This window comes from Devosia sp. XK-2 (assembly GCF_037113415.1).
Lineage (GTDB): Bacteria > Pseudomonadota > Alphaproteobacteria > Rhizobiales > Devosiaceae > Devosia.
This window is the reverse complement of sequence record NZ_CP146608.1, coordinates 2,982,898-3,001,901: the sequence shown is the minus strand read 5'-3', so window position 1 is coordinate 3,001,901 and position 19,004 is coordinate 2,982,898. Positions and strand designations below refer to the sequence as shown.

Below are 19,004 nucleotides of genomic sequence, written 5' to 3'. Positions count from 1 at the left end.
CACGCTCCAGCGCGTTTCTATTCCGCCCAGGCCGCCAGAACCGTATCGAACAGGGCTTGCGCTTCCTCGTCCTTTTCCAGGGTGAGGATGGCGTTGCGTCCCGTGCCATAGACAATGGCCAGGTCCATCCAGCGACGCGTGTCGAGCAGGTCGGTATTGGTGCTCAGGTCCTCCGGCGAGGCGCTCAGGGCAAACAGGAACGTATTGCCCACTATGCGCGCGGCTGCGCCGGCCAATGCGGTTCCGGGCACCAGTTCCTCATTTTTCAACAGCACACCGGCAAGGGTGGCAATTGATCCACCAGCAAAGGTGTCCGGCACGTCGAAGCTGATTTCCATCAGGTGGCTGGCGGGCAGGCTGGGGTCGATATTCTTGCGAATGAGGATGGAGACGCTCATGTTGCGCGCAGGAATATTGGCATTGGCCTGCAAGGTCGGCTGGCCGATTTCGTCGGTTCCCTGCGTCCACTCCACGGTGCCGGAGAAGGGTACCGTCGAGGCCTGTCCGCCGGTCGATGCCTCGAGCAGCAGCGATTGATTGCCTGCCAGATTGGCGGGGTCGACGCTGGCCGCTGGGTCGTTGGCGGCGATGGAGGTCTCCTCGCCCGAAAGGCGCTCTTCGGTCTTGGTTTCGCCTGAGCCGATGGAAGGCAGAACCGTCTCCGAGCCGGTTGGCGTGACCGGCTCGGGCGTCGGTTCGAGCCTGTCCTCATTGGTCGCTTCAAGGGCGCTTGTCGGCTCGGTGGCCGATGTGGTTGCCGTATTGCCCGGCCCCGATGCCTCCTCGGCATTGGCCGGCGGCTCGGTGGTGGTGCCGTCCATGGTCAGGCTGGTGGACTGGCCGGTCGTCTCAGGCTGTACGGCAACGCTCTGGCTGCGTCCAAACATCTGGTCGAGATCGACATAGCCTTCGCGCCAGGCCCAGAAGCCGGCGCCGCCGACGCCGGCCAGCAACACGGCAAAAACGACCAGGAAAATGGTGAGACCGGCGCCCGTGCGGCGTTCGGCGCCTGCCGGAGCAAAACCGGCATCTTCGTCCTGGCCCGGTTCGGCGGCCAGTTCGACAGTTGGACGATCGGGCCATTGCTCGGTGGTTTCGCCGCGTGCCTCGCGGTCCAGCGTTTCAATCGCGCGCTCAATGGCCCCCTCGGCTTCGCGCGCGTCGTCCTGCTCGATCTCGACTTCGCGCACGCTGGACAGCGCCGGCTCGACCGGAATGGGCGGGTCGATCAGCACCGGCTCTGTGCTGGCCTGTTGCGTGGCAAGCGCGGTGCTGCCCAGAACCGGTTCCAGGCGCGGAGCAATGGCGGTCGGCGTGGTGCCGCCAAGGCCGGGCCGCGTTGCGCCGCTGTCGCGCAGCGGAAACGGATAGGCCTTGTTGGTCGGGGCCTTGTCTTTCGGTGCCGTGTCCGGCTCGACGGCCGGTTCCTCGGGCTTGTCCTGTCCGGTGTCGCTGTCGGTCGTCACCTCGGCGCCGCTGGTTTCGGCGGCCTGGGCAATGATGTCTTCGATCGAAGCAGGTTTCTCCGGCGTTTCGCTTTTGGGCGGCGGCGCTGTTTGGTCGGGCTGCGGCGGCGCCGTCCCGTTATCCGATATCGGCGCGGCTTCGGTGGTCGGTGCCGTGGGAGGTTCCTCCACGGCCGGCTCGTCGGAGAGCGTTGCGGTCTTGCTTTCGGGCGCAGCGGACGCGACCGGTTCGGATTTGTGTTCGACCTCGCTTGGCGCCGCCGGTGCGGCGGGCGTCGACATGGGGGCCGGACGCGTATGGGGCGTTGCGGGCCGGGCCGCCAATGGGCCGTCGCGGCCCAGGCTGATCACGGCCTCGCTGGCTTCCTGCTCGACCTGGCGAATGCAGTCCTCGAGCTGAAGGCGGTGCTGGGTGATATCGCGTGCGGGAAGGGGCGGCTGAATAGCGCGCAATTGTCCAACAAGGGCCGAGCGCGCCTTTTCATAGACCGCGCGCCGCGCGGCCCCGTTATTCTCCGGCAGCGCCGAGATCGCCCGACGCAACAGCTCCTTGTAATCCGCCATCGGCTAGCTGGTACTCACTCTTTCAGCGCAGTCTTGTAACAAAATTTCTTAATCTTGGAATGGGTCAACCACCAGTATGGTATCCGCGCGCTCCGGACTGGTGGATAACAGGGCAACCGGGGCGCCGATCAGCTCCTCGATATAGCGGACATATTTGACCGCCTGGGCCGGCAGTTCGGCCCAGCTACGGGCGCCCGCCGTGGTCTCCGACCAACCCTCGAGCGTTTCATAGATCGGCTTAACCCGGGCCTGTGCCCCCATTGAGGCAGGCAAATAATCAATGCGTGATCCGTCCAGCTCGTAGCCGACACAAACCTTGATCTCCTTTAGACCATCGAGCACGTCGAGCTTGGTCAGGGCGATGCCGGTAATGCCCGAGGTCTTGACGGTCTGACGCACGAGGACGGCGTCGAACCAGCCGCAGCGACGCGGGCGGCCGGTATTGACGCCCACCTCGCGGCCGACAACGGCCAGATGCCGGCCAATGTCGTCATCGAGTTCGCAAGGGAAGGGGCCTTCGCCCACGCGGGTTGTATAGGCCTTGGTGATACCCAGCACATAGTCGATCGCGGTCGGCCCCAGGCCCGACCCGGCGGCGGCCTGGCCGGCTACGGTGTTGGACGAGGTCACGAAGGGATAGGTCCCGTGATCATTGTCGAGCAGGGCGCCCTGTGCCCCTTCGAACAGGATGCGCGCGCCTTCGCGGCGCTTCTGGTCGAGGACGCGCCAGACCTGATCCATGAAGGGTAGGATTTCACCGGAAATGGAGGTCAGCTCGGCGTAAATCGTGTCGGCGGAAATTTCGGTCAGTCCCATGCCGCGCCGCAGCGCATTGTGATGGGTCAGAAGCCGCTCGATCTTGGGCATAAGTGTGTCGGGTTCGGAGAGATCGACCAGACGAATGGCCCGGCGGCCAACTTTGTCTTCATAGGCCGGACCGATGCCGCGACGGGTGGTGCCGATCTTGAGGCCCGAATTGGCATCCTCGCGAATACCATCGAGTTCGCGGTGCAGCGAGAGAATCAGTGGTGCATTTTCAGCAATACGCAGCACGTCGGGCGTGATGTTAACGCCCTGGCCGCGCAGCTTTTCCATTTCCTGGACAAAGTGGTGCGGGTCCACGACCACGCCATTGCCGATCACCGAAAGCTTGCCCTGCACCAGGCCTGAGGGCAGCAGCGCCAGCTTGTAGCTGACGCCATCGATAACCAGCGTGTGGCCGGCATTGTGGCCACCATGGAAGCGCACGACGACGTCGGCGCGCTCCGAAAGCCAGTCCACGATCTTGCCCTTGCCCTCGTCGCCCCATTGCGAGCCGACGACAACCACATTCGCCATATTTCAGTCTTCCCCAAACAAGGCACACGTAAAGGGAGCCCGCCGTTCGGGCCGCTCCCGCGATGATCGGACGTCATGTCCCCCCGGCCACCCTTGTCGGGTTTGATTGCGGCCGAATAACTGATAAGTCCGATTGTCCTTACATCACCCGGGCGACGATGACAAAGCCGCAACAACAGCAAAGTAGCGGCATTTTCGCCCGCGTTCTGGATCAACCCTATCTGCTTCTGGTTCTGGCTCCGCTTTTCTGGGGTGGCAATGTGGTCGCGGCCAAGCTGACCGTGGGGCAGATCGACCCGTTTTTACTGCTCGCCAGCCGCTGCGTTTTGGCCACTGGCTTCATTCTGCCCTTCGCCTGGCCCCACCTGAAAGGGGATTGGGGCGTGCTGCGCCGGCATTGGCCGGTGCTCATGGCCTATGGCGCGGTCGGCTATGCCTTGTTCAACGGCTTTCTCTATCTGGGTCTGCAAACCACCACAGCGGTCAATTCGGCCATTGAGCAGGGATCGCTGCCGATGCTGATCCTGGGCGCCAATTTCATCATCTTCCGGGTGCGGGCCAAGCTGATCCAGATCGTGGGCGTGCTGCTGGCCATTACCGGCGTGGTGATGACGGCAACCCATGGCGATCTGGCGCGCGTTCTGACGCTCGACATCAATATCGGCGATGGCTTCGTCATGCTCGCGTGCCTGGCCTATACCGCCTATACGCTGGCCCTGCGCTTCCGCCCCAAAATGCATATTCTGAGCTTCATGGCGGTCAGTTTTTCGGGCGCGGCGATCACGGCGGTCGCGATGTTGGCCTTTTCACCGGGTGGCCTGGGGCAGGTGGCCTCATTGGGGTCGGCGCCGCCTGTCGTGTGGGCCGTCATTGCCTATGTGGCGGTATTCCCGTCCATGTTCAGCCAGGTTGCCTATGCGCGCGGCGTCGAACTGGTCGGAGCCAATCGCGCAGCCCCCAGCCACAATCTCATTCCGGTCTTTGGCACATTGGGCTCGGTGATCATTCTGGGCGAGAGGCTGGAAGCCTATCACTTCATCGCCGCTGGCATCATCCTGAGCGGTATCCTGCTGGCCGAATGGGCTGCCCGGCGGACAAAATAAAAGGGCGGCCCGGGGGCCGCCCTGCAAACGCTATTTCTGGCCCGGATCAGAAGCTGAGCGCCTTGGCCTGCTTGACGCCTTCGAGCTTGGCGATCTGGTCGAGCTGGGCTGCGTCCAGCGTCCCATCGATGGAGACGAGCGCGATGGCGTCGCCACCCACTTCGGCCCGGCCCAGGTTGAAGTTGGCGATATTGATATTGAGCGCACCCAAAGTGGTGCCGAGGCGGCCGATATGGCCGGGCTTATCCTCATTGGTAACATAGAGCATGTGCGGGGTGATTTCCGCTTCCATGTTGATGTCCTTGACCTGGATGATGCGCGGCTTGCCATTGGCGAAGAGCGTGCCGGCAACGCCGCGGGTCTGGCGCTCGGTGGTCACGGTCAGGCGGATATAACCCTCGTAAGCGCCCTGCTGGTCGCGATTGGTGGTTTCCACCACGATACCGCGATCCTTGGCGATCTGGGGGGCCGAAACCATGTTGATGTCGCCCAGCGAGGGCTTGAGCACGCCATTGATGGCGGCGGCGACCATCGGGCGGGTATTGAGCCCGGCGGGGGTGCCTTCGAATTCGAGCTTGATGCCCGAAATTGCCGTCTCGGTGAGCTGACCAGCAAAGGAGCCCAGCGCCTCGGCGAGCTTGACCCATGGGGTGATGATCGGGGCTTCCTCGGCCGAGATGGACGGGAAGTTGAGCGCATTGGTGATCTCGCCGGTCATCAGGTAGGCCGAAATCTGCTCGGCGACCTGCAGGGCGACGTTTTCCTGGGCTTCGGTGGTCGAAGCGCCAAGATGGGGAGTGCAGATGACGTTGGGCAATTCGAACAGTGGATTGTCCTGCGCCGGCTCCTCAAGGAAGACGTCGAGCGCCGCGCCAGCCACCTGGCCCGATTTCAGCGCCTCATAGAGCGCGGTTTCGTCGATCAGGCCGCCGCGGGCGCAATTGATGATGCGGACGCCCTTTTTGGTCTTTGCCAGGGTTTCGGCATTGAGAATATTGCGAGTGGCGTCGATCAGCGGGGTGTGCAGGGTAATGAAGTCGGCCCGGGCCAGCAGGTCGTTGAGCTCGACCTTTTCCACGCCCAGTTCCACGGCGCGTTCCGGGGTCAGGAAGGGGTCATAGGCAATGACCTTCATCTTGAGGCCCTGGGCGCGGTCGGCAACGATCGAGCCGATATTGCCGGCGCCGATCAGACCAAGGGTCTTGTGGGTGACCTCGACGCCCATGAAGCGGTTCTTTTCCCACTTGGAAGCGCGGGTCGAGGCATCGGCTTCAGGCAGTTGGCGGGCCAAAGCCATCATCATGGCAATGGCATGCTCGGCGGTGGTGATGGAATTGCCGAAGGGCGTGTTCATCACGATGATGCCCTTCTTGGTGGCGGCGGGGATGTCGACATTGTCGACGCCGATGCCTGCCCGGCCGATGACCTTGAGATTGGTGGCGGCCGAGAGGATCTTTTCGGTCACCTTGGTGGCCGAGCGGATGGCCAGGCCGTCATATTGGCCGATGACCTCGAACAGCTTGTCTTTGTCCTTGCCGAGGTCGGGCAGGTAGTCGACCTCGACGCCATTGTCCTTGAAGATCTGGACGGCGGTGGGGCTCAGCTTGTCGGAAACGAGAACTTTGGGCATTTGGGTGGGTCCCTGAATATCGAGAATTGGAGGGGGACCCCCACCCTGCCTCCCCCTGAAGGAGGGGGAGGAGTAGCTCCGAGTTTGCCACCTAAGTTTCAGCAAGCTCGATCAGCTCCTCCCCCTGTCAGGGGGAGGTTGGGTGGGGGTATCCGAAGTTAGGCAGCGGCAGCCTTGAGGGCGGCCTTTTCCTGGGCGAAGGCCCAGTCCAGCCACGGGGTCAGCTTTTCGAGGTCGGCGGCCTCGACAGTGGAGCCGGTCCAGATGCGGAGACCCGTCGGGGCGTCGCGATAGCCGCCAATGTCATAGGCCACGCCTTCCTGGTCGAGCCGCGACACGATGGCCTTGGCAAAGGCGGCCTTGGCGTCGGCGTCGAGCGCGTTGACCTCAGGATCGGCGATCACCAGACACACCGAGGTATTGGAGCGCTCGTCAGCCTTCTTGGCGAGGAAGTCGACCCAATCGGTCTTGGCCACCCAGTCAGCCAGCACTTTGGCATTGGCGTCGGCGCGGGCCTGCATAGCTTGCAAACCGCCGATCTCAACACCCCATTGCATGGCATCGACGGCGTCTTCGATGCAGAGCATGGATACGGTGTTGATGGTCTCGGCCTTGAAGATGCCTTCGATCAGCTTGCCGCCCTTGGTCATGCGGAAGATTTTCGGCAGCGGGCGGTCGGGCTTGTAGGTTTCGAGCCGCTCGACGGCGCGGGGCGAGAGGATCAGTACGCCATGGGCCGCTTCGCCGCCCAGCGCCTTCTGCCAGGAGAAGGTGACGACATCGAGCTTGGCAAAGTCGAGGTTCTGCGCGAAGGCCGCCGAGGTGGCATCGCAAATGGTCAGGCCCTCGCGGTCGGCCGGGATCCAGTCGGCGTTGGGCACGCGCACGCCCGAAGTGGTGCCGTTCCAGGTGAAGACGACGTCGCGGGTGAAGTCGACCGCATTGAGGTCGGGCAGTTCGCCATAGGGGGCTTCGAGCACGCGGACGTCGGGGAGCTTCAATTGCTTCTGCACGTCGGTGACCCAGCCGGCACCGAAGCTTTCCCAGGCCAGCATGTCGACGCCGCGAGCGCCAAGGGCGCTCCAGAGGAACATTTCAACGGCGCCGGTATCAGAGGCAGGGACGATGCCGATGCGGTAGTCATCGGGAACCTGGAGGAGGTCGCGGGTCAGGTCGATGGCCTGCTGAATGCGCGCCTTGGCGGGCTTGGCCCGGTGCGAACGGCCCGTCAGCGCGCCGGCAAGCGCTTCAATCGTCCAACCCGGACGTTTGGAACAGGGACCCGACGAGAAATTTGGATTAGCCGGTTTGACCGCCGGTGCGGTTTGGGGCGTATCAGCCATATCAAGCGGCCCTCCCAGGCCTATTGTCTCGCGTTAGGGCGAGATGTCCTGAGGCCGCAAATACGCCTGAGCCGAAGCGCCGTCAAATGGATTCTTGGTGCTTCGCCATTGGACTGACACTCACAATTTAATGTCGTGGCCACATATGGCCAGTCCAACATCCTTCAATTTCAATGGTTTGTTTTTGAGCATATTCGCTGGTGCGAGGCTGGGCTATTGGACTGGCTAGTTTGCGGCCCTTGTGTCAGGTCTGCCGATGGGGCGAGGGCAACGGGTAGGAGACGATGCGCCCGGTCTCGCGCCGGTAGGCCGCTGGCGTCGTGTTCAGCAAGCGACGGAAGGTACGCGTAAGGTGCTCCTGATGGCTGAAACCACAGTCGAAGGCGATTTGCGCAATGGGCTGGTCGGTCCGCGAGAGCAGTTGTTGCGCACGCTGGAGGCGGGCGTTGATCAGGTAGCGGTGGGGCGGCATGCCGGTTTCCGCTGCAAATACTCGGGCGAGGTGGCTGGCACTGCGATAGGCGGCGTCGGCCATATCCTGCAGCGCAATCGAGCGATCCAAATTGGCGTTGATATAATCGATTGCCCGAACCACTTCGGGTGAAAGCGTGCCGCCGGGCCCGACCGGCCGCCTGCTCGACCGGACGCCCAGATGAGTGCCCATGATGTGAGCGGCAATACTGTGGGCAAGGTGGTCCGTGAAGGACGGTTCGGCAACACCCGCCCGCATGGATGCCAGCGCTGCGCCTGCAAGCGCAAAAAGAACCTGTTCGGATTCAACAAGGCGAGAGACGAAGGGAACCTGCGAAGACGACGCCCCACTATAGTCCAATGCGACGTCATCCCAGACCTCTCGTCTGAGATACAGGTGCACGGTGTCGGTGGGTTCACACAGTTCTACCTCGAACGGCGCGCCCGGCGCAATGAACCGCACCGACCCAGTCGGTGCGTGAACCTGTTCGCGGCGGTACAGATCCAAATAGCCGATAATCGGACGACGGTGAAAAACCAGAAGGGGATCCTTGGCGACAAAGGAGCCCCGGAAGGGCGCTTCGGTCTGTGAGGACAGGTACAAAGAGCGCCAGTTCAGCCCGTCGCTGCTTTCTTTGTCTCGGACACCGGCGAGCTTCAACATTCCATGCGTCTGCTCAACCTCGAAAGGTCGCAACCGCATGGAGACGTTTTGGATCATTCTTCTAATTCTAAACTTGGGGCTGCGACAATCTAGCGCAATATGCGCCAGTTGCAAGGTACATATGCACGATTGTGCATGCTTGGTTTGCCATTCCGGCGGCGATGACGCCCCGCTCCACCCTTGACGTGCAAAAGGGCAAGCGCTTTGGACAGGCCAGCGCGATACCGGCGGGACTAGACTTTGCCCAATGGAGGAAATCGATGCAGACAGAGATCACTGAGGCGGGGATGCATGATGTTGCTGAACCGAGCCGCCGCGCCTGCCTGGCCGCTATTCTGCGCATGACAGGAATCCGACCCACCCGGCAAAGGCTTGACCTGGCGGATCGGCTGATTGGTCGGGACCGTCATGTGACCGCAGAGGCGCTCTACCTGGAGGCGTCCAATGCGGGGCAAGAGCTTTCTCTGGCAACTGTTTACAACACTTTGCGCCAGTTCCAGAGCTCTGGCCTGGTCCGCGAGCTGGCGTTCGAGGGCATGAGAAGCGTCTTCGATACCGACACATCGCACCACCATCATTTCTACCTCACCGAGGAAGCGCGTATCGTCGATATTCCCGGCGAGCAGCCAGCCATTCGTGATCTGCCCCGCGTGCCCAACGGCTATGAAGTCGACAGGGTGGAAGTGGTGGTTCGATTGCGACGATGTAGGGCGTGACTGGCCAATGCAGAAGCCCGGCTCATGGAGCCGGGCTTCCGGTTTCTGAGGTGGCTGGTCAGATGAAGGCGAAAGGATCATCGGCCACCGACGTGAAGCCGATAAGGCGACCGAAGACGATAATGGTCATCCAGAAACCGATCGAAAGGAGGCCCGCGATGCGGGCCGCGTTGGGCGGGGAGATGGTCGTATCCCAGATGCCGACACTACGGGCGGTTACAAGTTCGAAGATGAACATGTTGATGCCGGCCAGAACAAGCAGGATCATCTTCACCTGAAAGTTGACGTTGATGTAGATGCTGGCGGCGTTTGGCAGAAACAGTAGCACACCGGTGACGATGGCAAGTGCGAAACCGCCCCAGGTCAGATGCAGCAGATCCCGTGCGACGCGGGTGAACGGTCTGTTGGTCGATGCCAGTCCCAATAGGCGCAGGTCGACGATCAGGATGGTTCCGAAGACCAGGGCGATGGCAATGACGTGCAGGCTTTCCACGATCGGGTATGTGGCCCCGTACGTGTTAACCCATTGAGCCAGAGCTGACTCCTGCAGCGCATAGAAAAAGCTCGAGAAATCCATGGTGAGCCTCGCTTAGACCGAACCGACAGGAGAGAGCTGACCCCAGACCAAGGGGTCGTAGGCGATGAAGCGTCCCATAAAGATGATGGCCACCAAGATGGCGATGGTGAAAATCGCCTTGCGCCTGGTCGCGGCGTCAACCGGACCGTCTATGACGGCATATCCGTCATTGCTGCGCACTTCCCGCAGAAATCGGACGGAGATGATGATTGTGGCGACGAGCAGGCACATCTTGACCCAGAAGGAGATGGCCATGATCTCGCGCAAGGGTTCGGCCAGGATAAGGATTACGCCGGTCGCGCCCAGGGCAGCCAGAGCCGTCCATGCCCAGGGAGCGAAGCGTTCTGCGGTGCCGCGGACGGAAACGCCACCCCAGGCGACACCCATGACACGCAGGGCGATTACCAGCACCGAAATGAACATGATCGCAATCGACATGATGTGGATCGACTGCATAGTCGGCACGATCCAAGGCGACGTTGCTATGGCCAGGCTGAGCGGTGATTGGCTAAGGCCAATGAGAAATTCTACCATTTGACGGGCACCCTCCTTTTGCCCAGGATGAGATGGGGCCGGAAGCTGATGCCCCCGGCCCCGGCATTTTTGCGGCTACTGTGCGGCCTCGGCTTCTTCGCGCGACTTGAAGCCCTTGGCGACCCATTCAGGCCATTCAGTCATGCGCTGATTGGCGCGGCAGCCGGCGTCAGATGGGTTGTAGGCTGTTCCATCGGGGAGGATGAACAGGCCTGCAGCACCGCCATTGCGACCGTCGCGAAGCGGGCAACTGATCACGGTAAGCTCGTCACCCACCTTGAAGGTGTCGCCGGTCAGCTGCGGTGCGCGGCCGAGCAGGGATGGCGGGGCGGCACCTTCGAAGGCCCAGACGGTTCCGTCGGCGTCCTCGATCAACATGAAAGTGTGCGGGCTGTTGAAGGCCCAACGCACGATCTTCCCCTGAATGACGTTCTCGACGTCTGGATTGAACATCGAAAAGCTGTGGTGTGCGAAGGCTGTAGTCGCGGTAGCCAGGGTAACGGTGGCGGCGAGAGCCAGGGCAAGGTTCTTCTTCATAGTCTATGCCTTTCCTGAAGCGGCGGTTATTCGGACGTCTCGCCGAACACGCTGTCGAAATCGAACTGGTCGGGTGACTGGGTCTGGCCGGACAGGTCGGCCGGCAGGTCGGGGTTGCGCATTTGGTGCCAGGTCAGGCCGCTTTCGCCGGGAAGACGAATGCTGGTGAGCGGATTGCCCGATTCATCGGTCTCACCGCGGATCTGCACGCCGGTATTGCAGTCCCAATGGCGGATGCGGTAGCCGGCATCCTCAATGGCCGCAGCCTTGGTCCAGGTGTATACGCCGCTAAGCGGCTTCACGAGGCTGACCGGGTCATAGAAGGTGACCTGGGCAATGAGGCGCTGCATGCCGCTGGCCTCGGTGACCAGCTTGTAAACCTCGATTATTTCCATCTCATTGGAGAAGGGCGGGTAGCCGCGGAAATAATCGGCCGGCCACATGTCATTGGTCCAGACGACCAGGGTGTCATCAATCCAGAAGCCGATGCTGTCACCGGTCGGCGAATGTGCGCCGTCGATATTCTCGTGGTCCTGGTCGATAAAGACGCGGCGGGTCTCATTGGCCAGATCGTTCAACCACCAGGACTGGTCCGGCGTGTTCACCCATTCACGCACGTAGGGCTCGAGCAGCCAACGGGCGGGACCGGTCGCTTCGCAGGTGGTGAGACGGTCATAGGGCTGTTCGTTATAGGCGATCATATTCTCGCGGCGTTGCTTGAACGCGGCTTCGTATTCCGGCGTCAGCACGCCCTCGGCCACTTCACCACCGGCGGCCAGGCCGGGCGGGATGGGGCCCACGAAGAACGGCGAGACGCCGCCACGGAGCGCGATGCTGTTCCAGCTGGCTTCCCACAGGCCTTCCCACTTCGGCACGGATTCGTAAGTGTGATGCGTACCACCATTGGCCTGGCGCTTCAGGTAGTTGAAATGTTCTTCGGCAGTTGCGAACGCGCGCGGCGGCGGGACCACCGAAACGGCCAGGGGGTTGGCGGCCTGGGCAAAGCTGAGAACTGGTGTGCTCGTGGCAACCAGAAGCCCCAGGGCGCAAGCGAGCAAGACCTTAGACGTCTTCATGTTGTTTCCTCTCCTCGGCCGACACGTAAGGTTCCGGGTCGGCCATTCATTCCCTCAACATGGTGCTGCTGGGCGGCACCCCGCGGTCTCCCACCCGCGGCCCGTGGCGGTTCGTCGGCAAAGCGCATAAAATATAGCCAGAGGTTATAAATCCTCTGGATTGGCTAATGTGCGGCGCTGTGTCGATTTCCCCCTCGAGGCAGCTGTTGTGTCGCTGCAGCCCTATACTTTCAGGGCTTCGAGCGGTAGCCCTGCACGGACCTTGCGGATCATTTGCATGAAACGATCACGAAATCGAATGTGGCGTAGATATCGGTTTTGGTGATGTTTTCGCCTGCCTCCACAGTGAAATCGATACAGTGGCCAGGGTCCATGCCAGCAGCTGCCAGACCGGGGGCATGCCAAGATATTGCCAGACTTGCGGATTGAGATTGTCCAGCAGGGCCGATACCGGCGAGAGGGCTGTCGCTGCCTGCACTGTCATCAGCCAAAGGGGCTGCAGCAGCAGGGCCAGCAGGCTGGCAATCAGACCCAGACCGAGAATGGCAGAAGGGCTTTCGCCAAGCGACCGGCGCGCCAGAAGGCGCCATCCAAGCGCCCAGGCGAGCAGGCCGGCCATCAAAAAGGGTGTGCCCTGGACTGAGCCGGGCGAGAGCAGAAAATGCCCCACGCCCAGCAGGGCGGCGGCATAGGCCAGCCGATGTAGCTGCTTCCAGCGCGCACCCATGGTCCGCATGGCGGCGTCGAAGGACGTCGCGGCCAGTGCCAACAGGATGGCCATGGACAGGATAGCTAGCCACAGGCTGAGCCGCCCAAACAGTTCATCGCCCAGGGCCAGCCAGTCCCAGAAACGCAGGCCGAACCAGGCGACCAGATGCAGCAGACAATAGAAGAAGCAGGTCACGCCCAGCATACGTCGCAGCTGGACCAGGCGTCGCCAACCGGAAATGGCGCGGAGGGGTGTGACCATGAGCGAGGCGAGGAGGAAATAGGTGGTCCACAGGCCCGAATGATAGATGAGCCCGATATAGGGCGAGGGGAAGTCCCAATTGCCGGAGAGGACCTCTTGCGCCATCCAGGCGGCTGGAAGGGTCGTGACGATCAGGCAGGTGGCTTTGAGAACCGAGAAGCGTCCTGCCGGATCGCTCCACGGCAGTCTTGTCGTCCAATGGCGCGTGTGTACTGGCACTTTCCCATCCTCCAATTGTGCGCAGCAGAATAGGCCGGCGTGGCGGCTGTGGACTGCCTGTTTCCGCTTGAGGTCTGCATGATCCGGCCGTTCCGCTTTGGTGCAGGATTTGCGGGCGATTGTGCAGGACCGCTCACCGCGCCGCTGGTTTCCTGCCGCAAAAGGGAGGAGTGCAGGATGCAAAAGCAGGTATGGGTGGCCGTGGCCGTTGTGGGGGCTCTATTGATTGGCGGTAGCTTCCTGCCGGTTGGGGCCCAGTCGATGGCAGCGACCGCGGACATGGTCGCATTAACATCGCAAAAGGAAACAACACTTGGCCGCCGGTTGCTCATGAACAGCATCGGTGCCCACAACGATATCGTGCACGATATCCTTGATGGTGCGTTGCCGATGGATGACCTCGAACTGCGCGGCCGCCTGCAGTCAATCTCGGCGATGCTATACGCCTTTCCCAGTCTCTATCGGGCCGAGGCCAATCCTTATACCGAGGAAGGCGAAAAGGCCGATGCCGCGCATGTCTCGCTCGCCGACAAGGCCGTGTGGGAAGATTTTGAATCCTTCAAGCTGATGTCCTACGACGCCTATATCAAGGCACAGGAAGCTGCGGATGCGCCGCCCGAGGAGACCCTGGCGCGCGTCGAGGAGCTGGAAGTGATATGCGAGAGCTGCCACGAGCTCTATCGCAGACCGTTCGAATATTTCGACTTTGACCGCGTCGAGGACTTCATCGAGTGAGACGGGCCGACGCTCTGCCCGCTCGAAGCGCGCGGGCGGCGCCGGCCGTCCTCGTCCTGTCGGCAGCGCTGGTCGGCCCCGCCCAGGCGCATGGTGTGGCCGGCGGCGACGCGGCCTTTCTGGAAACGGCGACCGGCGTGCATTTCTGGCCCTATCTCTATCTGGGGGCCAAGCACATGTTCACCGGCTATGACCACCTGCTGTTTCTGCTGGGGGTCCTCTTCTTCCTCTTCCGACTGAAAGACGTGGCCATCTATGTGACCATGTTTAGCATCGGCCATTCGCTGACCCTGCTGGTCGGAGTCCTCTCGGGCCTGCGCCTCGATGCCTATATCGTGGACGCCATCATCGGCGTCTCCGTCATCTACAAGGCCTTCGACAATTTGGGCGGGTTCAAAAGCCTGCTTGGCTTTTCGCCCAACCAGAAGTTCGTGGTGCTGAGCTTCGGGCTGGTGCACGGCTTTGGCCTTGCCACCAAGCTGCAGGACCTTAACCTGTCCAGCGACGGCCTCGTACCGAACATGATCGCCTTCAATATCGGCGTCGAGCTTGGCCAGCTGGTGGCTTTGGCCTTCATTCTTACGGCTCTGCAGGCTTGGCGGACATTGCCGGGCTTCGGGCGGCAAGCGGCCCTGGTCAATGTCCTGGTTATGGCGGCCGGATTTGCCTTGGTCGAGATGCAGTTGACTGGATATTGGAGCGGAGCATGAGCACCCAGACCATAGCGACACCGCCCGCGCCGCGCGCGGGTCAATTGGGACTGCAGGCGCTGGGGGCCGCGCTCCTTGGGACGGTGCTGACCGTGACGGTGATCCTGCCGACCGAGTATGGGCTCGATCCCACCGGCTTTGGCGCCCTGACAGGGCTTAACACGCTGTCCGCGCCGCCGGAAATAGTGGTGGCGACCAAATTTTCGGCCCCGCCCGACATTGCCCGGGCCGAACCGCTGCCCTTCCATCAGGACGTGGTGACGATACCGATCGGGGCCTTCGGTGTGACGCTGGGCGCGACCGAATACAAGGTGACGCTGGAGGAAGGGCAGACCATGGTTTATTCCTGGAAGGCGTCGGCGCCGGTCGTCTTCGAGTTTCACGGCCACACATTGCCGACCGATGGCAGTCCAGCCGTGGTCATGGACTATATCAAGGGACAGGCGGCGCAAAGCAGTGGCACGTTGACAGCGCCGCTCGACGGTATTCACGGCTGGTATTTTGCCAATCCCACCTTCGAGGATGTGTCCGTGGAATTGACACTGGCTGGATATTACACGCTGGAGCCGGGCATTATCGGCGTCCATTAGGGCTCACATACTGATTGAACGAGAATGGGCGCTCTAGCGTCCTGTTTGTCGAGCTTCCGATCCTCGCTTCGAAGCCCGAGGCGTAGAGCTATTGCCACTTGCCGGGTGCGCTCTGGGGCTGCACTCAGCTGAGCAGCATGGCATCGAGCGCGCCGATTAGCGCCGGCCCAAGCTCTTCTATGGCCTCGATGCGGCGGGCCGAGCGATAATACTGGCTGACATCATGACGCACGCCGATCGCCGCCATCTCGATCTGGCCGGCGCGCTCAATTTGGCCGATGACCTCGCGTAGGTGGCGGTCGAGGATTTCCTTGTCGGCATTGGCCTCGATGGTCGCCTGATCCACCGGCGCGCCGTCGGAAATAACGATCAGGATCCGCCGTTGTTCGCCCCGCGCCATCAGGCGCCGCGCGGCCCAGGTCAGTGCCTCGCCATCGATATTTTCCTTGAGCAGGTCGGGTGAAAGCATGGCATTGAGGTTGAGCCGGGTGCGCCGATAAGGTTCGTCGGCCGACTTGTAGATGATATGGAGCAGGTCATTGAGCCGGCCGGGATTGTCGGGGCGGCCCGCGCGCATCCAGTCCTGCGCGGATTGCCCGCCCTTCCAGCCGCAGGTGGAAAAGCCAAGCACTTCGGTGGCCACCGAGCAGCTTTCGAGCGCGGCGCAGATGAGATCGGCAGCAAGGCACGACAACTCGATGGCCTTGCCGCGCATGGAGCCCGAATTGTCGATGAGCAGGGTGACGCAAGTGTCGCGGAACTCCGATTCCTCCTCCTGCTTGTAGGCATCGGCAAAGCCGGGATTGACAACGACGCGGTCGAGGCGGGAGGCATCGACCAACCCTTCCTCGAGATCGAAGGTCCAGGAACGTGTCTGGCGGGCCATCAATCGCCGCTGCAGCTGGGTCACCAGCCTGGCCATCGTCCGCTTATTGGCGCCGCGCCGCTGGTCGAGCTTCCGCCCGGCGTCGCGTAGCGCCTGCTGCGACACCAGGTCTGCGGCGCGCACGACCCGGTCATGCCGGGTGGTGTACGGGCGATAGGGTGGATGCGCGGGTGCACGCGCAAGTTCCAGCATCGGCCAGATGGGAATACTGTCGTCGTTCCCGCCAATGGCCTCCGGCCCGGGTTCGAAACTCTCATCATCGGTCTGGGCGGTACCATGTTCGAGCTCGCCGTCCTGCGGACCGCCGGTGCGGTTGCTGATCTCGCGGCGGACGGGACCTTCGCCGCGGCCATGCAGCGCCTGGTAGAGCGCGGCCACGAACTGCCCGGCGGCGGCGGCATAAGCGCGTTGGTCCTCGACCTGCGCCACCAGGGCGTCGATCCGGGGCTGCAGTCGTTCATGCATCCAGCGGTGCCACATCCAGAAGCCCGATGTCGGCACGCTGGGTTCGTCGCGCTCCACCAGGGCATCGCCGATCACCATCCGCACCGCCTCTTCGAGCGGCACGAGCGAGGCAAGATGCGCGCCCATAAGGTCCGCCCGGGCCAGCCGGGCCAGATGAGCCGCCACGAGGTTGTCGCTGACGCCACGCAGGCGTCGGGCGCCGACGGCCTCGCAGCGCAGCAATTCGAGCAGGCCGAGAAGTCGGGTCTCGCCCGGCCCGGCCCCGGTGGCGTCATCGTCCAGCGCCGGATCGTGGAGACGCAGGAACAGGGCGGCGGAATCGATGCGACCGCGCAGGGCGGGCATGTTTTGGTCGTTCAGTTCATCCGCGCTGGCGCGTAGACCACCGGTGGAATCCGCTTCGCCGACCTGCACGTCGATGTCATCCCGCGCGGCCAGCGAGCGGGCGGCGGCAGACAGCTGGCCGACAAGATCCATTTGCCGTCGCTCGCTCTGGCGTCGCTCGCTCAGCTCGGCCCTTGAGCGCATGGAATCGGGGTCTGACCACAGCGCCAGCCATTCGGCGCCGTGCCGGACCTGTCCCTTCTCGTCCCGCTTGAGAATGGTGGAACGGGTATCGCTATTGGCCATTCGATGTCTCCTTCCGCGGCCCCGAGTTTACCCCAAGCGGCACGGCCATGGGACGATTGTCGGCGTGGAATGCGCAGAAGGTTGTGCGCTTTGTGCAGGCCCCTAAATGGGCCGATTGCTTACTCTTTTGTCTCGAAGGCCTATGCCATTCGCATGCAAGAGGAGGCTTTGCCGTGGGGCAGTACACCACAGATTTCGGTTCAATCCATTCCTACAAGAAGGGCGGCATCACCGCCATTGATGACGATCCCAAGCGCTATGTGTTTTCGAACATGTTCGAGGTGGCCGCCAAGTCCGCACCCTATGAGCGCGTCGCCGTGGCCAAGAACTTCGAATATGTCATCGAGTCGGTGAAGGCAGATGGCGAGTCCGGCTGGTACACCGCCGCGCACGATGAATTCGTGATTGCCATGGATGGCAAGGTGCGCGTCGACTACATCAAGCTGGCCGATCCCGACGCTGTGGTCGATCCGGAAAGCGAGGGCGCGGTGGCGATCCCGGGTAAACCCGAGGGCGCCAATATGGGCTATGTCGTGCTCGGCCGTGGCCATATGGCCATGTTGCCCGTGGGCGCCGCCTACAAGTTCACTGCCCCGGAAACTTGCACGCTTCTCATCCAGACCATCGATGGTCCGGTGACCCAGCACAAGTGGGCGCAATTCTGCCAGCAGTAATGCCGATCAAGGAGACCATACCATGGCGATGAAAGAATCTGCTTTCGACGGCAATGAGCAGGAAATCAGCAATCCGCGCGGATTGTCGATCAACAACAGTTTTGCCGTCAACCCAGCCGACAACATTACCGGATACAAGTCCTTTCAGGCCGGTTCGTTCAAGTTCCACCGCGACGAATACTTCTGCTACGTCACCACACCGAACGGCGTGCACACCATGCCGGCCGACGCCTTCCTGCGCGCCTTGATGCGGGATGTCGCCTGGGGCTTTTTCTACGGCACGGTGAATTTCGACCAGGTCTTCGGCACCACCAACTACTATGGTGAGGTCGACATGTTTCTGGGCGCTACCAACGAGGCCTACACGTCCGCCGGCCGCGACCTTGTCGAGCGCTTCAAGGCTGACAAGCTCATGGACGTGTTCAAGCAGATGATCTCGGATTGGACGAATGAGGGTTATGACCCGTTCGCCGCTCCGATGGAAACTGGCGTCCCCTGGGGAATCAAGAATGGCGACAATGACGAGGCCGTGAGCCGCGAACGCGTGACGGCGCGTCGCATGGTCGGGCTGCCGGGCGATACCCCGGTTCGGACCGACGGCAACGGCTACCCGGTCAACCGCATGTTCGACGACGTCGTTCAGGATCAGCCCGAAGTGCATGCTGAACCCGGCTTCGAGCACGAAGTTTCGGCCTATAACCTGTTCGCCTATCTGTCGCGCTCGGACGTGACCTGGAACCCGTCCGTGTGTTCAGTGGTCAAGGACAGCCTCTTCTGCCCGACCTCCGAGGAATACATCCTGCCCGTCGAGCACGGTAATGACCGGTGCGAATGGTTCATCCAGCTAACCGATGAAATCACCTGGAACGTCAAGGATGGCGCGACCGGCCGCCCCCGCGCCGTGGTCAACATGAAGGCGGGTGATTGCTGCTGCATGCCCGCCGACATCCGGCACCAGGGTTTCTCTGCAAAGCGCTCCATGCTGCTGGTCTGGGAAAATGGGTCGCCAAAGATCCCCGAACTCATCCGGCAGGGGCTCGCGCCCGACGTCGCCGTCGAGTTCTAGGGCGAAAAGGGCGGTCGCTCCCACTTCCGCCCGGTGGTCG

At 62.2% G+C, this 19,004-nt stretch carries 18 protein-coding genes; 7 read left to right on the top strand and 11 right to left on the bottom strand.

Features of this window, described 5'->3' with window-relative positions; all coding sequences use genetic code 11:
* Window positions 1-17 precede the first annotated feature (17 nt).
* Window positions 18-2,030, bottom strand: a complete 2,013-nt coding sequence (locus V8Z65_RS14760) for a hypothetical protein (RefSeq protein ID WP_338720915.1) — start codon at window positions 2,028-2,030, stop codon at window positions 18-20.
* A gap of 48 nt (window positions 2,031-2,078) precedes the next feature.
* Complete coding sequence (locus tag V8Z65_RS14755; protein WP_338720914.1) at window positions 2,079-3,368, bottom strand: adenylosuccinate synthase; 1,290 nt, start codon at window positions 3,366-3,368, stop codon at window positions 2,079-2,081.
* Window positions 3,369-3,526: 158 nt separating this feature from the next.
* Between V8Z65_RS14755 and V8Z65_RS14750 the strand changes: the two genes are divergently transcribed.
* A complete protein-coding gene (locus V8Z65_RS14750; RefSeq protein WP_338720912.1) occupies window positions 3,527-4,471 on the top strand; it encodes a DMT family transporter in 945 nt (314 codons plus the stop codon).
* Window positions 4,472-4,517: 46 nt separating this feature from the next.
* On the opposite strand, the gene serA is transcribed toward V8Z65_RS14750, so the two are convergent.
* From serA to V8Z65_RS14735, 3 genes are all read right to left on the bottom strand, one after another.
* Window positions 4,518-6,101, bottom strand: a complete 1,584-nt coding sequence (gene serA, locus V8Z65_RS14745; RefSeq protein ID WP_338720911.1) for a phosphoglycerate dehydrogenase — start codon at window positions 6,099-6,101, stop codon at window positions 4,518-4,520.
* Between the two features lie 158 nt (window positions 6,102-6,259).
* Window positions 6,260-7,444, bottom strand: coding sequence for a phosphoserine transaminase (locus V8Z65_RS14740; RefSeq protein WP_338720910.1), 1,185 nt, complete (start codon window positions 7,442-7,444; stop codon window positions 6,260-6,262).
* Between the two features lie 244 nt (window positions 7,445-7,688).
* Entirely contained in the window at window positions 7,689-8,636 is a 948-nt protein-coding gene (locus V8Z65_RS14735; protein ID WP_338720909.1) for an AraC family transcriptional regulator, read from the bottom strand.
* Window positions 8,637-8,839: 203 nt separating this feature from the next.
* On the opposite strand from V8Z65_RS14735, the gene irrA reads away from it, so the two are divergent.
* Window positions 8,840-9,295: an iron response transcriptional regulator IrrA gene (gene irrA / locus V8Z65_RS14730; protein ID WP_338720908.1), complete on the top strand. Its 456-nt coding sequence runs from the start codon at window positions 8,840-8,842 to the stop codon at window positions 9,293-9,295.
* 58 nt (window positions 9,296-9,353) lie between these two features.
* Here irrA and V8Z65_RS14725 read toward each other — a convergent pair whose 3' ends face one another.
* From V8Z65_RS14725 to V8Z65_RS14705, 5 genes are all read right to left on the bottom strand, one after another.
* Complete coding sequence (locus V8Z65_RS14725) at window positions 9,354-9,872, bottom strand: DUF6644 family protein (protein WP_338720907.1); 519 nt, start codon at window positions 9,870-9,872, stop codon at window positions 9,354-9,356.
* 12 nt (window positions 9,873-9,884) lie between these two features.
* Window positions 9,885-10,406, bottom strand: coding sequence for a DUF6644 family protein (locus tag V8Z65_RS14720; RefSeq protein ID WP_338720906.1), 522 nt, complete (start codon window positions 10,404-10,406; stop codon window positions 9,885-9,887).
* 75 nt (window positions 10,407-10,481) lie between these two features.
* Window positions 10,482-10,943, bottom strand: coding sequence for a DUF6152 family protein (locus V8Z65_RS14715; RefSeq protein ID WP_338720905.1), 462 nt, complete (start codon window positions 10,941-10,943; stop codon window positions 10,482-10,484).
* A 26-nt stretch (window positions 10,944-10,969) separates the two neighbouring features.
* Window positions 10,970-12,019, bottom strand: a complete 1,050-nt coding sequence (locus V8Z65_RS14710; protein WP_338720904.1) for a hypothetical protein — start codon at window positions 12,017-12,019, stop codon at window positions 10,970-10,972.
* Window positions 12,020-12,305: 286 nt separating this feature from the next.
* Window positions 12,306-13,208, bottom strand: a complete 903-nt coding sequence (locus tag V8Z65_RS14705; RefSeq protein ID WP_338720903.1) for a ferric reductase-like transmembrane domain-containing protein — start codon at window positions 13,206-13,208, stop codon at window positions 12,306-12,308.
* A gap of 78 nt (window positions 13,209-13,286) precedes the next feature.
* Here V8Z65_RS14705 and V8Z65_RS14700 point away from each other — a divergent pair, with 78 nt between their 5' ends.
* From V8Z65_RS14700 to V8Z65_RS14690, 3 genes are read left to right on the top strand one after another with little or no spacing between them, the layout of a single operon-like run.
* Window positions 13,287-13,943 (top strand): cytochrome c, encoded by a 657-nt coding sequence (locus V8Z65_RS14700; protein ID WP_338720902.1) that lies wholly within the window; start codon window positions 13,287-13,289, stop codon window positions 13,941-13,943.
* Complete coding sequence (locus V8Z65_RS14695) at window positions 13,940-14,653, top strand: HupE/UreJ family protein (RefSeq protein WP_338720901.1); 714 nt, start codon at window positions 13,940-13,942, stop codon at window positions 14,651-14,653. The genes V8Z65_RS14700 and V8Z65_RS14695 overlap by 4 nt, the downstream gene beginning before the upstream one ends.
* Window positions 14,650-15,243 (top strand): hypothetical protein, encoded by a 594-nt coding sequence (locus V8Z65_RS14690; RefSeq protein WP_338720900.1) that lies wholly within the window; start codon window positions 14,650-14,652, stop codon window positions 15,241-15,243. Before V8Z65_RS14695 ends, V8Z65_RS14690 begins: the two co-directional genes overlap by 4 nt.
* Before the next feature lie 124 nt (window positions 15,244-15,367).
* Here V8Z65_RS14690 and V8Z65_RS14685 read toward each other — a convergent pair whose 3' ends face one another.
* Window positions 15,368-17,224 (bottom strand): cobaltochelatase subunit CobT, encoded by a 1,857-nt coding sequence (locus V8Z65_RS14685; protein ID WP_338720899.1) that lies wholly within the window; start codon window positions 17,222-17,224, stop codon window positions 15,368-15,370.
* Between the two features lie 173 nt (window positions 17,225-17,397).
* Here V8Z65_RS14685 and V8Z65_RS14680 point away from each other — a divergent pair, with 173 nt between their 5' ends.
* Both V8Z65_RS14680 and V8Z65_RS14675 read left to right on the top strand, forming a co-directional pair.
* The gene (locus V8Z65_RS14680) at window positions 17,398-17,898 is read left to right on the top strand and encodes a hypothetical protein (RefSeq protein WP_338720898.1); all 501 of its coding nucleotides are present in this window, start codon (window positions 17,398-17,400) and stop codon (window positions 17,896-17,898) included.
* Between the two features lie 22 nt (window positions 17,899-17,920).
* Window positions 17,921-18,964: a hypothetical protein gene (locus tag V8Z65_RS14675; protein ID WP_338720897.1), complete on the top strand. Its 1,044-nt coding sequence runs from the start codon at window positions 17,921-17,923 to the stop codon at window positions 18,962-18,964.
* Window positions 18,965-19,004 lie beyond the last annotated feature (40 nt).